The organism is Actinotignum timonense (assembly GCF_002860685.3).
GTDB lineage: Bacteria > Actinomycetota > Actinomycetes > Actinomycetales > Actinomycetaceae > Actinotignum > Actinotignum timonense.
On the sequence record NZ_CP136960.1, the window covers coordinates 1838819 to 1856683 of the forward strand.

The following is a 17865-nucleotide window of genomic DNA, read 5'->3' on the forward strand; positions in this document are numbered from 1 at the left end:
CCTTCCTAGATAGCACGAAGGGCGAGGCCACCTCTATTGAGGTACCTCGCCCTTACGCTATCCGGGGCCATTTTCAGCCCTATCCGAAACCGCCGGTAGCTACCCGGTAACTATCCGGCAACTATCCGGCAATTACCTGGTGGCGACCCAGTAACTACCTGGCAACTACACCGCGGAGAGAATATCGACCACCACGGCAATGGCCTGGGCCGGATTGTCCTTACTGGGCACGCTCAGCAGAACCCGCGAACCCACCGGCACCCCGGCCAGGGGCGCAAAAATCTGCTGGGTAGACGGAACCGAACGCGGCCCGGCCGGATAGTTCGCCGTTGTGGGCGCCCAGGTATTTTCCGCGTGAGCGTTATCCCATTGCGCGGCCGCGAATTGGAGCACATAGGTGCCCTTCTCCGGGAGGGGAGCCCCGCTGCCGCGGGCAATAACCGTGGCCTTGAGCTCCGCGGGAGCCTCCGCGCCCTCTTTCACCCGGATCTCGGTAATGGGCTGGCCCAAGTCCCCTTTGTATTCCACCGGGAGCGCATCCGCGGCAGTTTCCACCGTGGCACCGGCCTCACCCGCACTCTTCGCGTTCCAGGCATCCAGAATTTCCACGTAGAACGCGATGGTATCCGTAGCCCCGATGGAACCATCCTGGGTACCGCCCGAAGGCCCGTAGCCCCACTTCGCCGGGATGGACAAAATCAGCTTGTCCCCCACGTGGGCCTTGGCCAGAGTGTGGCTCCAGCCCGGGATCACCTGGGCGAGCGGGAATGTGGCCGGAGCGTTACGCGAATAGGAAGAATCGAAAGGCTCGTTCTTCCCCCACACTTGGCCCACGTAATTGACCTTGGCCACCGCATCGGCGCCCAATTCCGCGCCGCTGCCCTGTTCGAGCACCCGCACCCGTACATCCGCGGGAGCATCCCCCTTCGGGAACTCCAGCAGCGGTGCCTGCGCCGTGCCGCCCAGGGACGGCATGCCCTCCTCCGAGTACACGATCTCGGGGACTTCCCCGGGGGCGGGGCTTTCCACCGCGCCGCTTGCCTCAGCGCTCGCGGATTCCGAAGCAGCCGGTGTTGAGCTAGCTGCGCCGTCGTTCCCACCCGAACATGCCGCGAGGCTGCACGCAAGCAAGGCCGCCGTGCAGCCCGCAAGAATTTTCTTTCCCATCAATGTCACTTTCTTCGTCCCGTTCGCGCCGCGCGAGTACGCCGCGGCCTTCGCGTATCCGCGTTTTAGCGGCTTTCGCCCGCGCCTAGTTTCTCCAGGAGCAGCGCCTCCGCCAGAATAGCGTTACGCCAATCGCCCAGGTGCAGGGATTCGTTATGAGCGTGAGCGCGTGCATCCGGATCTTCCACGCCGGTCACCAAAATCTCCGCCTCCGGGAAGACTTCCGCGAGGTCGGAAATGAAGGGAATGGACCCGCCGGTGCCGATGTCCACCGATTCGTGGCCGAAGGCTTCACTGAGGGCTTCGCGGGCCAGATGCATGATGGGGGTATCCTCCCCGGCCTTGAAACCGGACCCCGCTTCCGCGACTTCGGTAACCACGGTGGCACCGAACGGCGCCTGCGCTTCGATGTATTCGGCCAGCAGTTCGCCGGCGCGCTGGGGATCCTGACCGGGAGCCACCCGCATGGAGAGGAAGGCCCGCGCGGAGGGAATCACGGTATTGGAGGCTTCCGCGGTGGAGGTCACGTCCATGCCGATCACGGCGATGGAGGGTTTCGTCCACATGCGCGAATTGAAGGAGCCGGTGCCCAGGAGCTGCATGCCGGGCAGAATCGCGGCATCGCGGCGCAGGTGCTCTTCTTCGTAATCGACGTCGGCATCATCCCAGGCGTCCAAGCCGGGAACCGCAACGTCGCCGTTCTCGTCGTGCAAGGTGGCGATAATCCGCGCGAGGGCGGTGACCGCATCGAGGGTGGGCCCGCCGTACTGGCCCGAATGCACGCCGTGGGTGAGAGTGGACACTTCCACACCCAAACGCACGACGCCGCGAAGCGAAGTGGTCAGGGAGGGCACCCCCACCTTCCAGTTACCCGAATCAGCCACCACGATGGCATCGGCCTCGAGGCGATCCCGGTAGGTTTCCAGGAAAGCATGGAAGGTAGGCGAACCGATTTCTTCTTCACCTTCGATGAAGAGGGTGACGTTCACGGCCAAGTCATCGCCGAGGGCCGAGATCGCGGCCATGTGGACGAGCACGCCCGCCTTATCATCGGCGGTGCCGCGCCCGTAGAGGCGCCCGTTCTTTTCCACCGGCTCGAAAGGATCGGATTCCCAACCGTCCAGGGTGCCCTGCGGCTGCACATCGTGATGCGCGTAAAGAAGAATGGTGGGCTTATCATCGCCGACGTGCTTATGGGCGAGAATCGCCGGACGGCCCTTCCCCTGGGGCGTTTCCAATTCAATAATATCGACGTCGAAACCGCGTTCGCGGGCCATGCGCGCCACGAATTCCGCGGATTCACGCACCTTCGCCTGGTCAAAGGCATCGGCGGAAACGGAAGGAATACGGACAAGGTCCTCAAGCAAAGCGCGATGGACGGGCAGGGCCTCATCCACGCGCGCAACAAGATCACTACTCATACGTCCTAGGGTACCGGGTTCGCGCCCGCGGGCGCGGCGGGTGCTGAACAACGACGGCGCAGGCCGTGGGTGGCCGGCTTTACGTGAACGGCTGCGGTAGTGTGCGCGGGCGGTAAAGGGAACGGCTACGGTAGTGTGCGCGGGTAATGGACAGGGCGGCCGCGCGCGAACGGTTAGACTATTCTCGTTCAAGGCATAGTTGGCGACGACGCAGGAGTTGAGATGGCATTCGGCCGCAAGAAAGAGGCAGTAGAAAAGGCGCAAGAACAGGCAGCCCCCGCCCCCACTCATCCCAAGGGATATACCCCGGGCAAGGGAGCCCCTACCCCGAAGCGTAAAGACGTGGAAGCGCGCCACCGCCGGCCGATTATTTCTGATAAATCCTCCATGACCCGCGAGGAAAAGAAGGCCCGCAAGGCCGAGGAACGCGCCCGTTCTTCCGAGCGCTGGGAACGCGAACAAACCGCGATGAAAACGGGGGATATTCGGAATATGCCCCTCGCTCACGCGGGCGTGCAGCGGGCTTTCGCGCGCGATGCTCTTGATTCGCGCTTTCAGTTCTCCTCGCTCATGCTGTGGCTCGCCGTCATTATGATCGCCGGTGTTTTCACTCTCACCCGCTTCCCGCTGGTCTTCAATGTGTTCGTTATTACCTGCTACGCGATCCTCGTGCTCATGGCCCTCGAATCGTGGTGGCGGGCCCGCCAGGTGCGCACCCTGGTCGAATACAAATACGGGGAGGATAAGACTCCGGATCGCCTGGTCGGGCAGATGATGTCACGCGGGTTTACCCCGCGGCGCTGGCGCATGCCACGCCCCATGGTGAAATTCGGTGAGTACCCCGAGGGTGGCACTCCCGCGGATCTCAAAAAGGCGCGGGAAGCGAAGAAAGAAATGAAGCGGGCCGCGAAGTAAAGCGAAAGGCTAAAGAAAACTAAAGATTACGCTGGGCGATGCTGGCTGGCCGGGACCACATAATCCAGGCCAGCCCGGCAATGGCCCCGAGGGTGGGAAGGTAATAATAGGTGGCACCGGCCTGATACCAGGGGCTCACCTGATGGAAAAGATCAGGGATGACCACGCCCACCACGGCCATCACAATATTGGCGCTCCAGCAGGTGGTGGCCACCCACCGCATCCGCCGCCCGTTATGGAGCGAGCCGGCGCAAGCCAGCACCCACACAAGCGCCGCCACCAGGGTGGTGGTCATGCGCCCGGGATAACCCAGCTGAAAATCTTCGGTGCCCGCAACAATGGCTCGCCACACGAAAATGGCGGCCCCCAGGCTCAGCGCAATGAGGAGGAAGAGAGGCCAGCCCACGGCGGTGCGCCTCTCGTCTCGGATCATTTCACTATTCACCTGGCTCCTCCCAGAATCCTGCACTGGCTGTGCGCCTCCTTCGCGGAGCTGACCGCGGAGACGACGTACCATCATAAACCTTTAAGCGCGCCGGTGCTCCGCGTTCCAACGGCGCACCGACTCGGGATAGCCGGTGCGATTAATTTCGTAGAAAGGTATGCCCAGTTCACGGGCAAGTTGCGCTCCGGCTGCCAGATCAGGCACCCGCCGGCGGGTCCACTCCCCGGTGCGAGCAACGAGGAGAAGAGCTGCCGGCTCACGCGGAGTTTCCACCTCAAAATAGGCTTCCACCCCCGCGCGAGTCTCGATGAAATCGGCGAAGTGTTTCGCCGTCGCCGAACGGCGAGCACCGCCGTGAGCAGCACGGGAACGGGAGCGACGCGAAAAAAGACCCATACGGTGATTTTAGCGACCCTCGCTGGGAGCGTGATGCGTCCCAGATAACACCTCGGCATGGCAGAATATAGGTATAGCGGCTCTTGTACCGCATTCCAAAATGTTGTATTGCGAAGGGAAATCCTGTGGCAGAAACGAAAGAGTACGACGTCGTCATCCTCGGTGGCGGCAGCGGCGGCTACGCGGCCGCGCTTCGTGCCGGTCAGCTCGGCCTGACCGTTGCTCTCATTGAGGCTGACAAGCTCGGCGGTACCTGTTTGCACCGCGGGTGCATCCCCACCAAAGCATTGCTGCACGCCGCTGATGTTGCCGATGAAATGCGCGAAGGCCCGTCCATTGGTGTAAAAGGTTCCTTTGAGGGCATTGATATGCCCACCTTGCAGGCCTACAAGAACGGCGTGATCGAGAAGATGTTCAAGGGCCTGACCGGCCTGGTCTCCTCGCGCGGTGTGGAGATTGTGCAAGGCTGGGGCAAGCTCGTCGCGAAGGACACCATCGAAGCTAATGGCGTGCACTACCGCGGCAAGCACGTTGTGCTGGCCTCCGGTTCCTATTCGAAGACCATCGGCCAGGAGATCACGGGCCGCGTCCTCACCTCCACCGAAGCGCTGGAGCTGGGTGAGGCCCCCGGATCCGTGATCGTGCTGGGTGGCGGGGTTATCGGGGTGGAATTCGCCTCCGCGTGGCGCTCCTACGGTGCGGAAGTCCAGATTATTGAGGGCCTGCCGCGCCTGGTTCCCAATGAGGATGCGGAAGTGTCCAAGAATCTGGAACGCCAGTTCCGCAAGCGCGGCATTAAATTCGCTACCGGAACCATGTTTGATCACCTCGAACAAACCGATCATTCCGTCAAGGTTTTCACCCAGGACGGCAAGGAATTCGAGGCGGATTACCTGCTCATCGCTATCGGGCGCGGCCCGGCCACCGCGAACCTCGGCTACGAAGAAGTCGGGGTGAAGATGGATCGTGGTTTCGTGCTCACCGATGAGCGCCTGCGCACTAACGTTGATGGAATCTACGCGGTGGGCGATATTGTGCCCGGCCTCCAGCTGGCTCACCGCGGTTTCCTCCAGGGTATTTTCGTTGCCGAAGATATTGCGGGCCTCAACCCCAAGGTGATTGACGAAACGAAGATCCCGCGCGTCACTTTCTGCACCCCGGAAATCGCCTCCGTGGGTCTCAACCAGGATAAGGCCGAGGAAGAATACGGCAAGGAAAATATCACCACTGCCACCTTCAACCTCACCGGGAACGGCAAGTCCCAGATGCTGGGCGCGGCCGGTTTCGTCAAGCTGGTTGCGGTCAAGGATGGTCCCATCGTGGGCTTCCACGCCATCGGGGCGCGCATGTCCGAACAGATTGGCGAAGGCGAACTCATGGTGGCCTGGGAAGCCTACGCGCAGGACTTCGATGGTCTTATCCACGCCCACCCCACCCAGAACGAAGCAATCGGCGAAGCGGCATTGGTCCTCGCGGGCAAGCCGCTCCACAACCACTAAATCGAGGGAGATAACTCTATGTCTGAACCGTTGAAGATGCCCGCCCTGGGCGAATCCGTCACCACCGGTACCGTGACCGCCTGGCTCAAGCAGGTGGGCGATACTGTTTCGCTCGACGAGCCGATTGTGGAAGTCTCCACAGACAAGGTCGATTCGGAAGTCCCCTCCCCCGCGGAAGGCGTGATCGAACAGATCCTCGTCCAGGAAGATGAAGAAGTTGAAGTGGGTGCCATCCTCGCCTATATCGGTGATGGCTCCGGCGTGGCTGCTTCGGCAGCTCCCGCCAGCAATGCAGCCCACGCGGAAGAAGCGGCTCCTGCTCCTGCTGCCGCTCCTGCGCCGGCAGCTGCGCCCGCCGCACCCGCCGCGCCGGAAGGTGGCTCGGCTGCCACCGGTGTGGAAGTGAAGATGCCGGCCCTGGGTGAATCAGTCAATGAGGGAACCGTCACCTCGTGGCTGGTGGCCGAAGGCGATGAAGTCGAAGCCGACCAGCCCATCGTGGAGGTCTCCACGGACAAGGTCGATTCGGAAGTCCCGGCCCCGGCCGCCGGCATCATCCAGAAGATTGTGGTCCAGGAAGATGAAACGGTTGCGGTAGGCACCGTCATCGCTTATATCGGCGACGGCGCAGCCGCGCCCGCACCCGCGGCTCCCGCCGCCGGTGCGGCCCCGGCTGAAGCACCGGCCAGTGTGGCAGCGGTCCAGGAACCGGCTTCCGGAACCCCGCAGCACGGCACCCCGGCCCAGCAGGAAAACCAGGCGAACACGCCGGATCTGGATACGGCTGATGTCGGTACCGGTTTCTCCGAACCGGATGCCTACATCACTCCGATTGTGCGCAAGCTCGCCAAGGACTTGGATGTGGACCTGTCCGGAGTCAAGGGCTCCGGTGTGGGCGGGCGTATTCGCCGCCAGGATGTGGAAGCGGCAGCCGCGGCCGCGAAGAAGGCCGCGGAAGAAGCCGCGCGTGCCCAGGCCGCCGCTTCCCAGCCGGCCCCGGCAGCTGCACCCGCGCCCGCCGCGGCGAAGAAGGCTACTCCGAGCGCACCGTCTGCTGAGGCAGCTCAGCTGCGCGGTACCACCGCGAAGATGACGCGCCTGCGCCAGACCATCGCCAAGCGCATGGTGGAATCCCTCCAGATTTCGGCGCAGCTGACCACCGTGATCAAGGTGGATGTCACGAAGATCGTCAAGCTCCGGGAAGCCAATAAGGCTGCTTTCGCCGAACGTGAAGGCACCAAGCTGACCTACCTGCCCTTCTTCGTCAAGGCCGCCATCGATACCCTGAAGAACCACCCGAAGCTCAACGCCACCATCAAGGACAATGAGGTGGAGTACTTCGACTACGAGAACATCGGGATCGCGGTGGATACCCCGAAGGGCCTGTTCGTTCCGGTTATCAAGAACGCGGGCGATCTCAATATCGCCGGCCTGGCCCGCGCCATTAATACCGGCGCGGCCAAGGTACGCAATGGCGAAGCAGCGGTCGATGATCTCACCGGCGGTACCTTCACCATTACGAATACCGGCTCGAACGGCGTCATGTTTGACACCCCGGTCATCAACCAGCCCGAGGTGGCCATCCTGGGTATCGGCGCGATTATGCGCGAACCCGGCATCGTCAAGGACGCGGACGGCAACGAATCCATTGGCATTCGTTCCTACCTCTACCCGGCGATCACCTACGATCACCGTTTGGTGGACGGCGCAGATGCCGGCCGGTTCCTCAAGGAATTCAAGGCCCGCCTGGAAGAAGCCGATTTCGAGGGTGCGTTCTAAGGAACTTAACAACTAGGATCCTCGGTTCCTCTGGGTTACGCAGTGCATCTCAGGTGCTACGTAACTCAGTAACGCAACCTCAACCGCGCGCGTGATCACGCGCGCGGGAAGCTCCCCGGTTCCGGTAGTGCTATCTGGCATTCCGGATACCGGGGAGTTTTCGGTTGATAGGCAGTCCGCAGCCCCACTACTCACGCACCCCACTCAGCTGGCCTCTCCATACCGCTATGCGATAGCCTTCAAGGGCACGGGTGAAAGCCCAGCGCAACCAAAACTGCACGCCCTCGCCGGCGGCCGCGTTCACGAGCACGGGTGGGTGGCCACCACGCGCCACGGCTGCGGGCTCAGCTGCCAGCGCGCACACCGCTCCGGCTGCGGCCCAATAGTTTCCCCGCTGGCGAGAACGAGGCGGCGCTGCACCGTGACGACTTCAAGAAGGTTCTCCCCCACCCAGGAAGCTTCCCGCACCTCAGTTTCCACCTGCGCTACCGGAGTGCTCTCCAGCACCCTACGCAACTTCGCATCGGCCGCCGCCGCTTCACCATCCGGCATGTTCAAGGCGTTCAGCGCTGCTATATCACCCGCGCCAATAGCGGCATCGCGGGCCGCCACTAACTGGCGGGCCACCGCCAGAGCATCCGGCTCCGGCTCGGTATTCGCACCAGAGCCACGTGCCCGGCCCTTGCCAGACGCCACGCCATCGCCATACTCCGGCTTTTCTCCACGTACCGGCTCCGTGGGTGCCTTTTTCACCGTGGGCACTAGCGCGCCCAGCGCCATTCCTGCCAGCACGCCCGCCACTATCCCGAGGACGCATAGACGCACCAACATAGCCACCCGCCCATCGCTAGCTCCGCCTACCCCGCCTCCGTCACGTGCCCTGCTTGCCTCGCGCCGCTTCACCACTGTGCCTGCCATAGGCCTACTTCACCACCGCCGGCCTATTCCGTCCAGAAGCCATCCACAGGCAGGCCCGCCACTGCGTCGTTATCCACAAGCCGCTCACGCTTCACGCCTGACGCTTCACGCCTCATCTCACACCTCACACAGACCCATCGTGCACATCACCACGCTTGCCCTCGATGCCACGGTCACCGCGGAATCCACATCCCCACCCCCGAACAACTGTCCGCCAGCGTGAGATTGGGCCAGGCGCTCAACAAAGCCGGCGCTATCGTCTAGAATCGACGGGGACTATCGAGAAGGATCTAAAAGGAATCAGATGGCACAGGATAAGAACAAGGGCGCGAAGAAGAAGCCGGGCTTTTTCAAGACTCTGCGTGACGCATTCACCATCGCGAAGCGCACCTACAAGCATCTGGGCTGGTGGCTTGCCCTGGCCGGGCTCGCGGGCCTGGGAATCGGTATTCTCCTCGGTTTCCTCACCAAGAGCTGGATCGCCTGGACCGTGTTCGGGATCCTCCTCATGCTCCTGCTTCCCATGCTGCTTCTCACCCGGGCGGTGCGCTCGGCTAGCTACGCGCAGCTGGATGGCATGCCGGGAGCCACCTCCGCGATTCTCGATTCGCTGCGCGGCTCGTGGGTCAAGCAAACCGAACCGGTGCGTTTCAACGCCCGCCACCAGGATTTCGTTTTCCGCCTCATCGGGCGCCCCGGTGTGGTTCTGGTTGCCGAAGGCCCCATCTCGCGTACCCGTAAGCTCGTTGATGATGAGCGCCGCGCCATCCGCCGGGTAGCCCCGAATGCCCCGGTGCACGCCATTTTCATGGGCAATGGCGAAGGGCAGGTCCCGTTGGCCAAGATCGAAAAGGCTATTAAGAAGCTCAAGAAGGAAATTTCCGCCCAAGAAGTTTCTGCCCTGGCCCAGCGCCTCGAAGCTTTGGGGAATAAGGCACTCAATATCCCCAAGGGAATTGATCCCACTAATATTCGCGCTAATCGGCGGGCCCTGCGCGGCCAGTAGGCCGCGCCGTCGTCGTATATATTTCGTATCCGCCCGGGGAATTCCGCGTGAGTTCTCCGGGCGGAGGCACGCCCGGAGGTTTTTTGAGCCGGGGGCAGCACGCTAAACTACATGGGGTAACCGCACCGCTAGCCGCGCCGCGCGCCGGGAGGAGTCCGCATGTTCACAAGTGTCGCCGAAGCTGCCGAGTTTATCGCGGCAAACGAGATCGAATTTCTTGATATTCGCTTCTGTGACCTGCCCGGCGTGATGCAGCATTTCACGGTGCCCGCCACCCAGGCAACCGCCGAAAAAATGAACGAGGGCTATATGTTCGATGGCTCCTCGATCCGCGGTTTCACCTCGATTCATGAATCGGATATGAAACTGCTTCCGGATGTGTCCACCGCCTTTGTGGATCCGTTCCGCGCGGAACCCACCCTCGTCATGAATTTCAATGTGGTGGATCCGTACACGGATGAGCCTTTCGCGCGCGATCCGCGCAATGTTGCCGAACGCGCCGAGGCGTACCTGCGTTCCACGGGTATTGCGGACACGATTTCGGTGGGTGCAGAAGCCGAGTTTTATTTATTCGACGACGTGCGCTATGACACCACGGTCAATCACTCCATGTACGTGATTGATTCCAATGAGGGCTCGTGGAATTCGAGCCGGTTGGAGCCGGGCGGGAATACCGGCTACAAGATTCCCCACCAGCAGGGTTATTTCCCGGTGGCGCCGGTGGACGCAAACGAGGATGTGCGTGACCTCATGTGCCAGTATTTGGCGCAGGTGGGCTTGGATGTGGAACGTGCCCATCACGAAGTAGGCTCGGGCGGCCAGCAAGAAATCAACTATCGCTTCAATTCTTTGCGTGCCGCGGCGGACGACCTCATGAAATTCAAGTACGTCATTCGCCGGGCCGCCGATGTGTGCGGGAAAACTGCCACCTTTATGCCCAAGCCGCTTTTCGATTCGGCCGGCTCGGGGATGCACTGCCATATGTCGCTGTGGAAAGATGGCCAGCCGCTTTTCCACGATCCGCGCGGCTACGGGCAGCTATCGGACCTCGCGCGCTGGTACGTGGGTGGTTTGCTGGCCCACGGGAAGGCGCTCGCGGCTTTCACTAATCCGTCCGTGAATTCCTACCGCCGCCTGGTTCCCGGCTTTGAAGCGCCCATCAATTTGGTGTATTCGGCGCGTAACCGTTCGGCGGCGATCCGGATTCCGCTGAGCGGGAATTCCCCGGCGGCCAAGCGTATTGAATTCCGGGTTCCCGACCCGACCGCCAATCCCTATCTGGCTTTCTCCGCGGAGCTCATGGCGGGCCTGGACGGTATCCGCAACCGGATTGAGCCGCCGGCGCCCATCGATAAGGATATTTACGAGCTGCCGCCGGAAGAATACGCGGATATTGAGACGATTCCGGCCTCCCTCGATGCGGCTTTGGCCGAGCTGGAAGCCGATCACGATTTCCTCCTCGAGGGCGATGTGTTCACCGAGGACTTCATCGCCACCTGGATTAAATACAAGATGGATGCGGAGGTCACCCCGCTGCGGGCCCGCCCCCACCCGTACGAATTCGAGCTGTACTACACGCTCTAAACGGGCGCTGCCGAAGCGGCCCGCGGCGACCTGGCCGCGGTGCGCGGGCTAGCCTCGCCCGTAAAATACGTGTTCCACGGCGGCGCGGGCATGCCGCGCGGCCCGGGCGCGCCGGTCGAGGATATCGCTGGCGTGCTCAACGCCCAGGATCGCGGCCATGCGTTCGCGCTCGCGCGGATCACGCGGAATAACCTGAGCAGCGCTCCCGGTGCGGCCCGTCGCCACAAAAGCGGCCTGGCGCAGGGCGCTGGCCGCCTGCCAGCCCTCCACGAGGGCGTGTTCCTCATTCGCGGTGATCAACCCGGCAGCGCCGGCCGCCCGCAGCGCCTCCCCCGTTCCGGTCACCCGGAGTTGCGGGTAGGCCGCGGCGTACTCGAGCTGGAGGAGCTGCGCGGTCCACTCGACATCCGCGCTTCCGCCCGGCCCAAGTTTGAGGTGGGAGGCCGGGGCCACTCCCCCGGGAATCCGTTCTTTTTCCACCCGGATTTTCATGAGCCGGATGGCGGTGCGCCGCGACTCATCCCAATGCGCCGGGTAGCGCAGCGGGGCGATGAGCTCGAGGAAACGTTCCCCGAGTTCGCGATCCCCACCCACCGCGCGGGCCCGCAGCAGCGCCTGAAATTCCCAGGGCTCAGCCCAGTTGCGGTAATACTCCCCGTAGGAATCCAAGCTGCGCGCGAGCACCCCGCTGCGGCCCTCGGGGCGCATATCCGCATCCACGGCCAGCGGCGGCGCCCCGCCCACCTCCTGCTCCAGGCGCATAAAAGCACGCGCCAGCGCATCGGCATCCCCGGCGGCCTCCTCCGGCCCATCCCACACGAACATCACATCGGCATCGGAGGTGTAGCCGCATTCGCGCCCGCCCAGGCTCCCCAGCCCGATCACCGCAAAAGAAAAATCGGGATGCGGGCCATCCGCCTCGTTTTTTTCGGCGACGACGGCGCACCTGGCGGCGCGTACCCCCGCTTCCACCGCGCATTCCACGGCGTTACTTACCGCGCCCGCCACTTCTTCGGGCCCGAGCAGCCCGAGAGCCTGGGCCATGGCGGTGCGCAGCACTTCCCGCCAGCGCAACCACCGGCCCGCCCCGGCGATCTCCCCTGGCTGGCTGCGCCGCTCGAGCAGCGCGTCCAGCTCCCCGCGCAGCGCCGCCGCGCTGCGCGGGGCCAGCTCGGCGTCGTCGCCCAACCAAGCAATGGATTCGGGTAGTTCGGGGATATCGCGGGCCAGGAAACGCGAGCGGGAAAGAATGAGGGCGAGGCGGTGAGCGACGGGTCCGCCGTCACGCAGGGTGCGCATATACCAGGAGGTGGCCCCCATTTTTTCGGAGAGCACCCGGAAGGCGAGCAGCCCAGCATCCGGTTCGGGGCCTTCGGCGAACCACCCGAGCATGACGGGCAGAAGCTGGCGGGCGATGGCGGCGCGCCGGCTGGTGCCTTCCGTGAGGGCGCTGATATGGCGCAGTGCGCCGGCCGGGTCGCGGTAGCCGATACTGGCCAGCCGGGTGCGGGCAGCTTCGGGGGCGAGCGAAATATCATCAGCGGCTAGCTGCGCAGCGGCGGGAAGGAGGGGCCGGTAGAAAATATCTTGGTGGAGTTCGCGCACCTCCCGGCGTACCTGCGCGAAGGTATCGGTGAGGGCCGCGGCGTCGGGTAGGCCGAGGGAGCGGGCCAGGCGGCGCAGGTCGTCTTCGCGGGTGGGAAGCACGGCGGCCCGGCGCAGCCGCACCAGTTGGGCGCGGTGTTCCAGGCAGCGCAGCCAGCGGTAGTGGTGGTCGAGGCGGGCGGCATCGGGGCGGGAAATATATCCGCCTTCGGAGAGGCGCGCGAGCGCCGTGGTGGTGGTGGCCGAGCGGATGGTGGTGTCCACGCGCCCGTGCACGAGCTGGAGGAGTTGGACGGTGAATTCCACGTCGCGCAGGCCGCCCGCCCCTAATTTGATATGGCGGTCGCGTTGGGCGGTGGGGATATGGGCTTCCACGCGGGCGCGCATGGCTCGGGCGTCGGTGACGAAGTTGTCCCGGGAGGCGGCGTTCCAAACGAGCGGGGCGGTGGCGCGCAGGTAGTTGTTACCGAGTTCGCGGTTGCCGGCGGCCACGCGGGCTTTGAGGAGGGCTTGGAATTCCCAGCTTTGGGCCCAGGTGGCGTAGTAGTCGAGGTGGGAGGCGAGGGTGCGCACCAGGGGGCCGGTTCCACCTTCGGGGCGCAGCGCGGTGTCAATGGTCCACAGGGCGCTTTCGGGGCCGGGTGCGCTGATGTATCCGGCGAGGGTGGTCGCCAGGGCGGTGCCGATCTCCAGGGCTCGTGCTTCGCTGACTCCCGGGCGTGGTTCGGTGATATAGACGACGTCCACATCGGAGGCGTAATTGAGTTCCCCTCCCCCGGTTTTCCCGAGCGCGATAATCGTGAAATCGACGGCGTTGGCATCGGGTACCCGGGTGCGGGCGAGGTGGAGGGCGCCTTCCAGGGTGGCGCAGGCCAGGTTGGAGAGGGTGACGGCCACCTCGGGCAGGCGAGCAGCGGGATCGGGCAGGGTGAGGTCCCAGCCGGCCAGGGTGAGGATGCGGGTGTAGTAGTGGGCCCGCAGCGCGGCAATAGCATCCTGGAGGTCACTGCGGTTCTCGCGCGAATCGCTCCCGGCCTCCGGCCCTGCACCGGTCACAGGACTCGTCCCGGCGCCGGTCACAGTTCCCGTCCCGGTACCTTCCACGGCGCCCGCGAGCCAGGGTGCCAGGGCGGCGCGCATGGCCGCGCGTTCATCCGCCTCGCTCAGCAGGGCGCGTGCTTCGGCTTCTTCGGCGGTCCCGCCTAGTTCCTGGGCGGCTTGGGGGTGGCGGACCAGGTGATCGGCCAGCGCGGTGGAGAGCCCGAGCACGGCGAGCAGGCGTGGCCGGGCCGCGTCGTCGTTCCCTACGCCCTCCCGCCGGTTTAAGCCGAGCCGCGCGCAGGCCGCAAGCGCCCGGTCCGGATCCGCTGCCTGCGCGAAATCCTCCGGCTGCCAGGCACCGGCCTCCAGCTCCGCGGCGGCGCGTTCGGGGGCTGTGAATCCGCAGCGCCGGGCCCGCTGGGCGAGGGTGAGACGTCGCATACCCGCTCCCCGCGGCCCTAGCGATCCGCCCGGAAACGCGCGCGTTCCAGCGGGGTGACCTGGGCGCGGTATTCGGCCCACTCGGCGCGTTTATCACGCAGGAAGTAATCGAAAGCGTCCTCGCCCAGAATCTCCGCAACCAAATCAGAACTTTCCATGAGTTTAAGCGCGCTATCCAGGCTCCCGGGCAGGGATTCGATACCGAGCACGGAGCGTTCCATATCGGTGAGGAGGAGGACATCCGTATCGGCCGGGTCAGAAAGATCGTATTTTCCTTCGATTCCGGCCAGGCCCGCGCCCAGCACGGCCGCAAAAGCCAGGTAGGGATTGGCGGCCGTGTCCAAGGCGCGGTATTCCAGACGCGCGGATTGCGGTTTGGTGGGCTTGTATTCGGGCACCCGCACGAGGGCCGATTGGTTACGCGGCCCCCAGCACACGTAGGGCGGGGCTTCTCCGCCACCCCACAGCCGCTTATAGGAATTAACATGCTGGTTGGTGACGGCGGTGATTTCGCGGGCGTGGCGCATGAGCCCGGCCAGGAAACGCCGCGCCGTGACCGACATCCCGAATTGGCCGCGCGGGTCGTGGAAGGCATTTGTTTCGCCTTCGAAAAGTGAGAAGTGGGTGTGCATGGCCGAGCCGGGCCAGTGCGCCAGGGGTTTGGGCATAAAGGATGCTTCCACCCCGTGGCGCAGTGCCACTTCTTTAATAATGACGCGGGCGGCCATAATGCTATCGGCCATCGTGAGGCAGTCGGCGTAGCGCAGATCCACTTCCTGCTGGCCCGGGCCAATTTCGTGGTGGGAAAATTCCACGCTGATCCCCACATCTTCCAGGGAGAGGATCACATCGCGCCGGAAATTATGGGCCACCGAGCGGGTGACGTAATCGAAATAGGAGGCCGAATCAATCGGGGTGGGTTCTTCATCATCGCTGGCGCCCGGCTGGAAGAGGTAAAACTCCACTTCCGGGTGGGCGTAGGCGGTGAAGCCCAGATCCTCGCAGCGGCGCAGGGTGCGCTGGAGGATAGCCCGCGGGTCGGAGCGGGCCGGTTCGCCTTCGCGGGTGAGGATATCGCAGAACATGAAGGCGGCGTCGTCGCTCCCATCCACGCCACGCAAGACCGCAAAGGTCGAGGCATCCGGGCGCGCAATCATATCCGATTCGTAGACGCGCGTGAGGCCTTGGATGGCCGAGCCGTCGAAGCCAACGCCCTCCGCAAAAGCGTTATCGAGCTCCACGGGAGCTACCGCCACGGATTTGAGGGTGCCGACGATATCGGTGAACCACAGCCGCACGTAGCGGATACCGCGGTCGCTTATGGTGCGAAGGACGTGTTCTTGCTGGTCATCCATGGCGCTTCATCTTTCCGTATTTTTCGGGGAGGGTCCGTTAGTTTCGGCGATTTCGGTTATGCGTTCGGGCGCGGTCCGCTAGTTCCGGGCAATGCCCGTTATGTGTGCGTGCGAGTGGAAACGGGGAGTAATCCGCGCACGAAACGCCGCAGGTGGCGCCGCCGCGCGTGCGGAAGATCGTGGGCGAGCGGGTGGGAACGGAACCGGGTTTCCAGAACGCTCAAGGCTTCGCGCAGCTGGTACCAGTTCGTGATATCTTCTCCGGCCAGGTGCAGCCACGGGAGAGCAGCGCCGACGTCGCGCATATCCCGCGAGTTAATTCTCTCGAGAGAACGAACCCATTCATCGGCACATTCCAGGCCGTAGGCCCAGCCCACATAGGAGGCGAGGACCTCCGCGCTCACCCCGGCGAAACGGGGCGCCGCGGTGAGGAAGCGCCGGAAGCCTTCCACCTGATCGGAGGCCACCACCCCGTTCGGGGTGAGGGAAGAAAAGTTGAGGAGGCCGACGAATCCGCAGAACACCAGCCAGCCGCCCACGATGAGCCAGTACCAGGACAGCTGGAAAGCCAGGGCCCCGATAAAAGCCAAGCCCGTGAGCGCGATGCCCCCGAAGAAAAGCACGGCGGCCAGCGAGCCCACCAATTCGCGCCCGTGGTGGTACCAGCCGCGCCGGGAGACCACTTCCGCTTTGCTATCGCGCGCGATGGCGAGGGCGAGGCGGGTGGAGAATCCCTGTACCCGCAGCACCGGGCGGGAGGCGGCCGGCAGCCCGGCGTTTTCCATCGCGGTGCGATACGAGCGGTCATCAAAGGGTTCGGATTCCCGGAATGCTGCCGATTCGGCGCTTTCCGGGGAGGCCAGGGCGGCCAGGAAGCGTGCCTCAAAAGGTTCGAGGGTGGAGGTATCGGCTTCGGTGAGGGAGATGGTGATCATCTGGCCGCGCAGGGCCGGATCCCGGAAGAAGTCAATGGTGAGGAATCCGCGGGCGGCCAGGTCGAGGAGGGTGGTGATGGCGGCATCGTCCGCGGCGTAGTGGCGGTGCATAAAAGCCCCGAGGGCGGCGGGCATCTCCGGCGGAATAGTGCGTACCGGCGGGCGGGTATGCGGGCGGCGCCGCCGGTAATTATGGCCGGTCACCCCGGCCGGTTCGCGCGGATATACCCCGCGCGGCAGATCGGCATATTCCCGACTGGGGATGAGCGCCAAGCACATAATGACCAGGGCAGTCACCCCGATCCCTAAGGCCAACCAGAATTCCAGTGCGTTCATGGACACCAGCTCAAGCAAGGGTTCCACAGTCACCTCCTCGCACCTAGCGTACCGTGCCAACAGGCCCGCGGTACGTGCGAAGTGCGCGGGGACTCGCACGCGGCACGGTGCGTAACACCGCGCAGCGTCCGCGTTCCATCGCGGGCGCGATGATGCACCGGCGCGCGTGACCTAGTACTCTAAGCCATAGATATCGGGAGGTAATCATGACGGAGTTCTCACCGGCACGAATTCGGGTACAGCACCTGAACGAGATGGTCGCTAACGGAGAGGTGCTCACGGCACTCACCTGCTATGACGCTCTAACAGCGCGGATCTTGGACGCGGCCGGAATCGATATTTTGGTGGTGGGTGATTCCATTGGCAATACCGCCCTGGGATTCTCCTCTACTATCCAGGTCACCCTGGAAGATATTGAACGAGCCACCAGCGCCGTCATGCGCGGCACCACCCGGGCTTTTATTATTGCCGATATGCCCATGGGCACCTACGAAGAAAGCCCCACGCAGGCTATCCGCACCGCTATCCGCCTGGTGCGGGCTGGGGCGGACGCGGTGAAACTGGAAGGCGGGGAAGCTTTCGCCCCCACCGTCGAAGCCCTCACCAAGGCCGGGATTAACGTGGTGGCCCACGTCGGTTACCGCCCCCACGCCGATGCCGCCCTGGGTGGCCCGCGGGTCCAGGGCCGGGATGAAGAAGAAAGCGAGGCCATTATTGATGACGCGGTCTCGCTGGAGAAGGCCGGAGCTATTGCCGTCGTCGTCGAAATGGTACCCGGGAAACTCGGAGCAAAAATTACCGAGATTCTTTCGGTTCCCACCCTCGGAATCGGGGCCGGGTATCGCACCTCCGGGCAGCTGCTGGTCTGGCCGGATATGGCCGGGATGACCGAATGGCAACCCTCCTACGCCAAGCGTTTCGGCGAGGTGGGTGCGGCGCTGAGCAATGCGGTCACCGCTTTCCGCACGGCCGTCAAGGGCCGGGAATTCCCCGATAAGGAGCACAGTTTCTAAGCCACTACA

The 17865-nt window shown here is 63.9% G+C and carries 14 protein-coding genes; 6 read left to right on the forward strand and 8 right to left on the reverse strand.

Annotated features, from left to right (window positions below; genetic code table 11):
* Positions 1 to 165 precede the first annotated feature (165 nt).
* A complete protein-coding gene (locus CYJ17_RS07690; RefSeq protein ID WP_026428815.1) occupies positions 166 to 1167 on the reverse strand; it encodes an FKBP-type peptidyl-prolyl cis-trans isomerase in 1002 nt (333 codons plus the stop codon).
* Between the two features lie 65 nt (positions 1168 to 1232).
* Positions 1233 to 2588 (reverse strand): dipeptidase, encoded by a 1356-nt coding sequence (locus CYJ17_RS07695; protein WP_026428814.1) that lies wholly within the window; start codon positions 2586 to 2588, stop codon positions 1233 to 1235.
* Between the two features lie 222 nt (positions 2589 to 2810).
* Between CYJ17_RS07695 and CYJ17_RS07700 the strand changes: the two genes are divergently transcribed.
* Positions 2811 to 3503, forward strand: a complete 693-nt coding sequence (locus CYJ17_RS07700) for a DUF3043 domain-containing protein (protein ID WP_087070671.1) — start codon at positions 2811 to 2813, stop codon at positions 3501 to 3503.
* A 19-nt stretch (positions 3504 to 3522) separates the two neighbouring features.
* Here the strand turns inward: CYJ17_RS07700 and CYJ17_RS07705 are convergent, their stop codons facing one another.
* A complete protein-coding gene (locus CYJ17_RS07705; RefSeq protein WP_234984493.1) occupies positions 3523 to 3936 on the reverse strand; it encodes a hypothetical protein in 414 nt (137 codons plus the stop codon).
* A gap of 93 nt (positions 3937 to 4029) precedes the next feature.
* Entirely contained in the window at positions 4030 to 4344 is a 315-nt protein-coding gene (locus CYJ17_RS07710) for a P-loop NTPase family protein (RefSeq protein ID WP_026428811.1), read from the reverse strand.
* A 125-nt stretch (positions 4345 to 4469) separates the two neighbouring features.
* Between CYJ17_RS07710 and lpdA the strand changes: the two genes are divergently transcribed.
* Both lpdA and sucB read left to right on the forward strand, forming a co-directional pair.
* Entirely contained in the window at positions 4470 to 5843 is a 1374-nt protein-coding gene (gene lpdA, locus CYJ17_RS07715) for a dihydrolipoyl dehydrogenase (protein WP_087070670.1), read from the forward strand.
* Positions 5844 to 5861: 18 nt separating this feature from the next.
* Positions 5862 to 7622: a 2-oxoglutarate dehydrogenase, E2 component, dihydrolipoamide succinyltransferase gene (sucB, locus tag CYJ17_RS07720; RefSeq protein WP_101595533.1), complete on the forward strand. Its 1761-nt coding sequence runs from the start codon at positions 5862 to 5864 to the stop codon at positions 7620 to 7622.
* A gap of 300 nt (positions 7623 to 7922) precedes the next feature.
* Here sucB and CYJ17_RS07725 read toward each other — a convergent pair whose 3' ends face one another.
* Positions 7923 to 8540 carry a hypothetical protein gene (locus CYJ17_RS07725; RefSeq protein WP_143231872.1) on the reverse strand — a complete coding sequence of 206 codons (618 nt, stop codon included), beginning with the start codon at positions 8538 to 8540 and terminating at the stop codon, positions 7923 to 7925.
* 304 nt (positions 8541 to 8844) lie between these two features.
* Between CYJ17_RS07725 and CYJ17_RS07730 the strand changes: the two genes are divergently transcribed.
* Together CYJ17_RS07730 and glnA are read left to right on the forward strand one after the other, a co-directional pair.
* A complete protein-coding gene (locus CYJ17_RS07730) occupies positions 8845 to 9546 on the forward strand; it encodes a DUF4191 domain-containing protein (protein ID WP_087070668.1) in 702 nt (233 codons plus the stop codon).
* Between the two features lie 159 nt (positions 9547 to 9705).
* Positions 9706 to 11130, forward strand: coding sequence for a type I glutamate--ammonia ligase (gene glnA / locus CYJ17_RS07735; RefSeq protein WP_087070667.1), 1425 nt, complete (start codon positions 9706 to 9708; stop codon positions 11128 to 11130).
* 48 nt (positions 11131 to 11178) lie between these two features.
* Here the strand turns inward: glnA and CYJ17_RS07740 are convergent, their stop codons facing one another.
* From CYJ17_RS07740 to CYJ17_RS07750, 3 genes are all read right to left on the reverse strand, one after another.
* Entirely contained in the window at positions 11179 to 14217 is a 3039-nt protein-coding gene (locus CYJ17_RS07740; RefSeq protein WP_087070666.1) for a bifunctional [glutamine synthetase] adenylyltransferase/[glutamine synthetase]-adenylyl-L-tyrosine phosphorylase, read from the reverse strand.
* A gap of 17 nt (positions 14218 to 14234) precedes the next feature.
* Positions 14235 to 15572: a glutamine synthetase family protein gene (locus CYJ17_RS07745; RefSeq protein WP_087070665.1), complete on the reverse strand. Its 1338-nt coding sequence runs from the start codon at positions 15570 to 15572 to the stop codon at positions 14235 to 14237.
* A 98-nt stretch (positions 15573 to 15670) separates the two neighbouring features.
* The gene (locus CYJ17_RS07750; protein WP_026428803.1) at positions 15671 to 16870 is read right to left on the reverse strand and encodes a DUF2207 family protein; all 1200 of its coding nucleotides are present in this window, start codon (positions 16868 to 16870) and stop codon (positions 15671 to 15673) included.
* A gap of 179 nt (positions 16871 to 17049) precedes the next feature.
* Between CYJ17_RS07750 and panB the strand changes: the two genes are divergently transcribed.
* A complete protein-coding gene (gene panB / locus CYJ17_RS07755) occupies positions 17050 to 17856 on the forward strand; it encodes a 3-methyl-2-oxobutanoate hydroxymethyltransferase (protein ID WP_087070664.1) in 807 nt (268 codons plus the stop codon).
* Positions 17857 to 17865: the final 9 nt, after the last annotated feature.

Bases quoted from the DNA above. Each gene is read 5' to 3' on its own strand.
- CYJ17_RS07705 (WP_234984493.1), bottom strand. From the start codon at position 3,936: ATGATCCGAGACGAGAGGCGCACCGCCGTGGGCTGGCCTCTCTTCCTC.
- CYJ17_RS07740 (WP_087070666.1), bottom strand. From the start codon at position 14,217: ATGCGACGTCTCACCCTCGCCCAGCGGGCCCGGCGCTGCGGATTCACA.
- panB (WP_087070664.1), top strand. From the start codon at position 17,050: ATGACGGAGTTCTCACCGGCACGAATTCGGGTACAGCACCTGAACGAG.
- CYJ17_RS07700 (WP_087070671.1), top strand. From the start codon at position 2,811: ATGGCATTCGGCCGCAAGAAAGAGGCAGTAGAAAAGGCGCAAGAACAG.
- glnA (WP_087070667.1), top strand. From the start codon at position 9,706: ATGTTCACAAGTGTCGCCGAAGCTGCCGAGTTTATCGCGGCAAACGAG.
- CYJ17_RS07745 (WP_087070665.1), bottom strand. From the start codon at position 15,572: ATGGATGACCAGCAAGAACACGTCCTTCGCACCATAAGCGACCGCGGT.
- CYJ17_RS07725 (WP_143231872.1), bottom strand. From the start codon at position 8,540: ATGGCAGGCACAGTGGTGAAGCGGCGCGAGGCAAGCAGGGCACGTGAC.
- CYJ17_RS07690 (WP_026428815.1), bottom strand. From the start codon at position 1,167: ATGGGAAAGAAAATTCTTGCGGGCTGCACGGCGGCCTTGCTTGCGTGC.
- CYJ17_RS07710 (WP_026428811.1), bottom strand. From the start codon at position 4,344: ATGGGTCTTTTTTCGCGTCGCTCCCGTTCCCGTGCTGCTCACGGCGGT.
- sucB (WP_101595533.1), top strand. From the start codon at position 5,862: ATGTCTGAACCGTTGAAGATGCCCGCCCTGGGCGAATCCGTCACCACC.
- CYJ17_RS07730 (WP_087070668.1), top strand. From the start codon at position 8,845: ATGGCACAGGATAAGAACAAGGGCGCGAAGAAGAAGCCGGGCTTTTTC.
- CYJ17_RS07695 (WP_026428814.1), bottom strand. From the start codon at position 2,588: ATGAGTAGTGATCTTGTTGCGCGCGTGGATGAGGCCCTGCCCGTCCAT.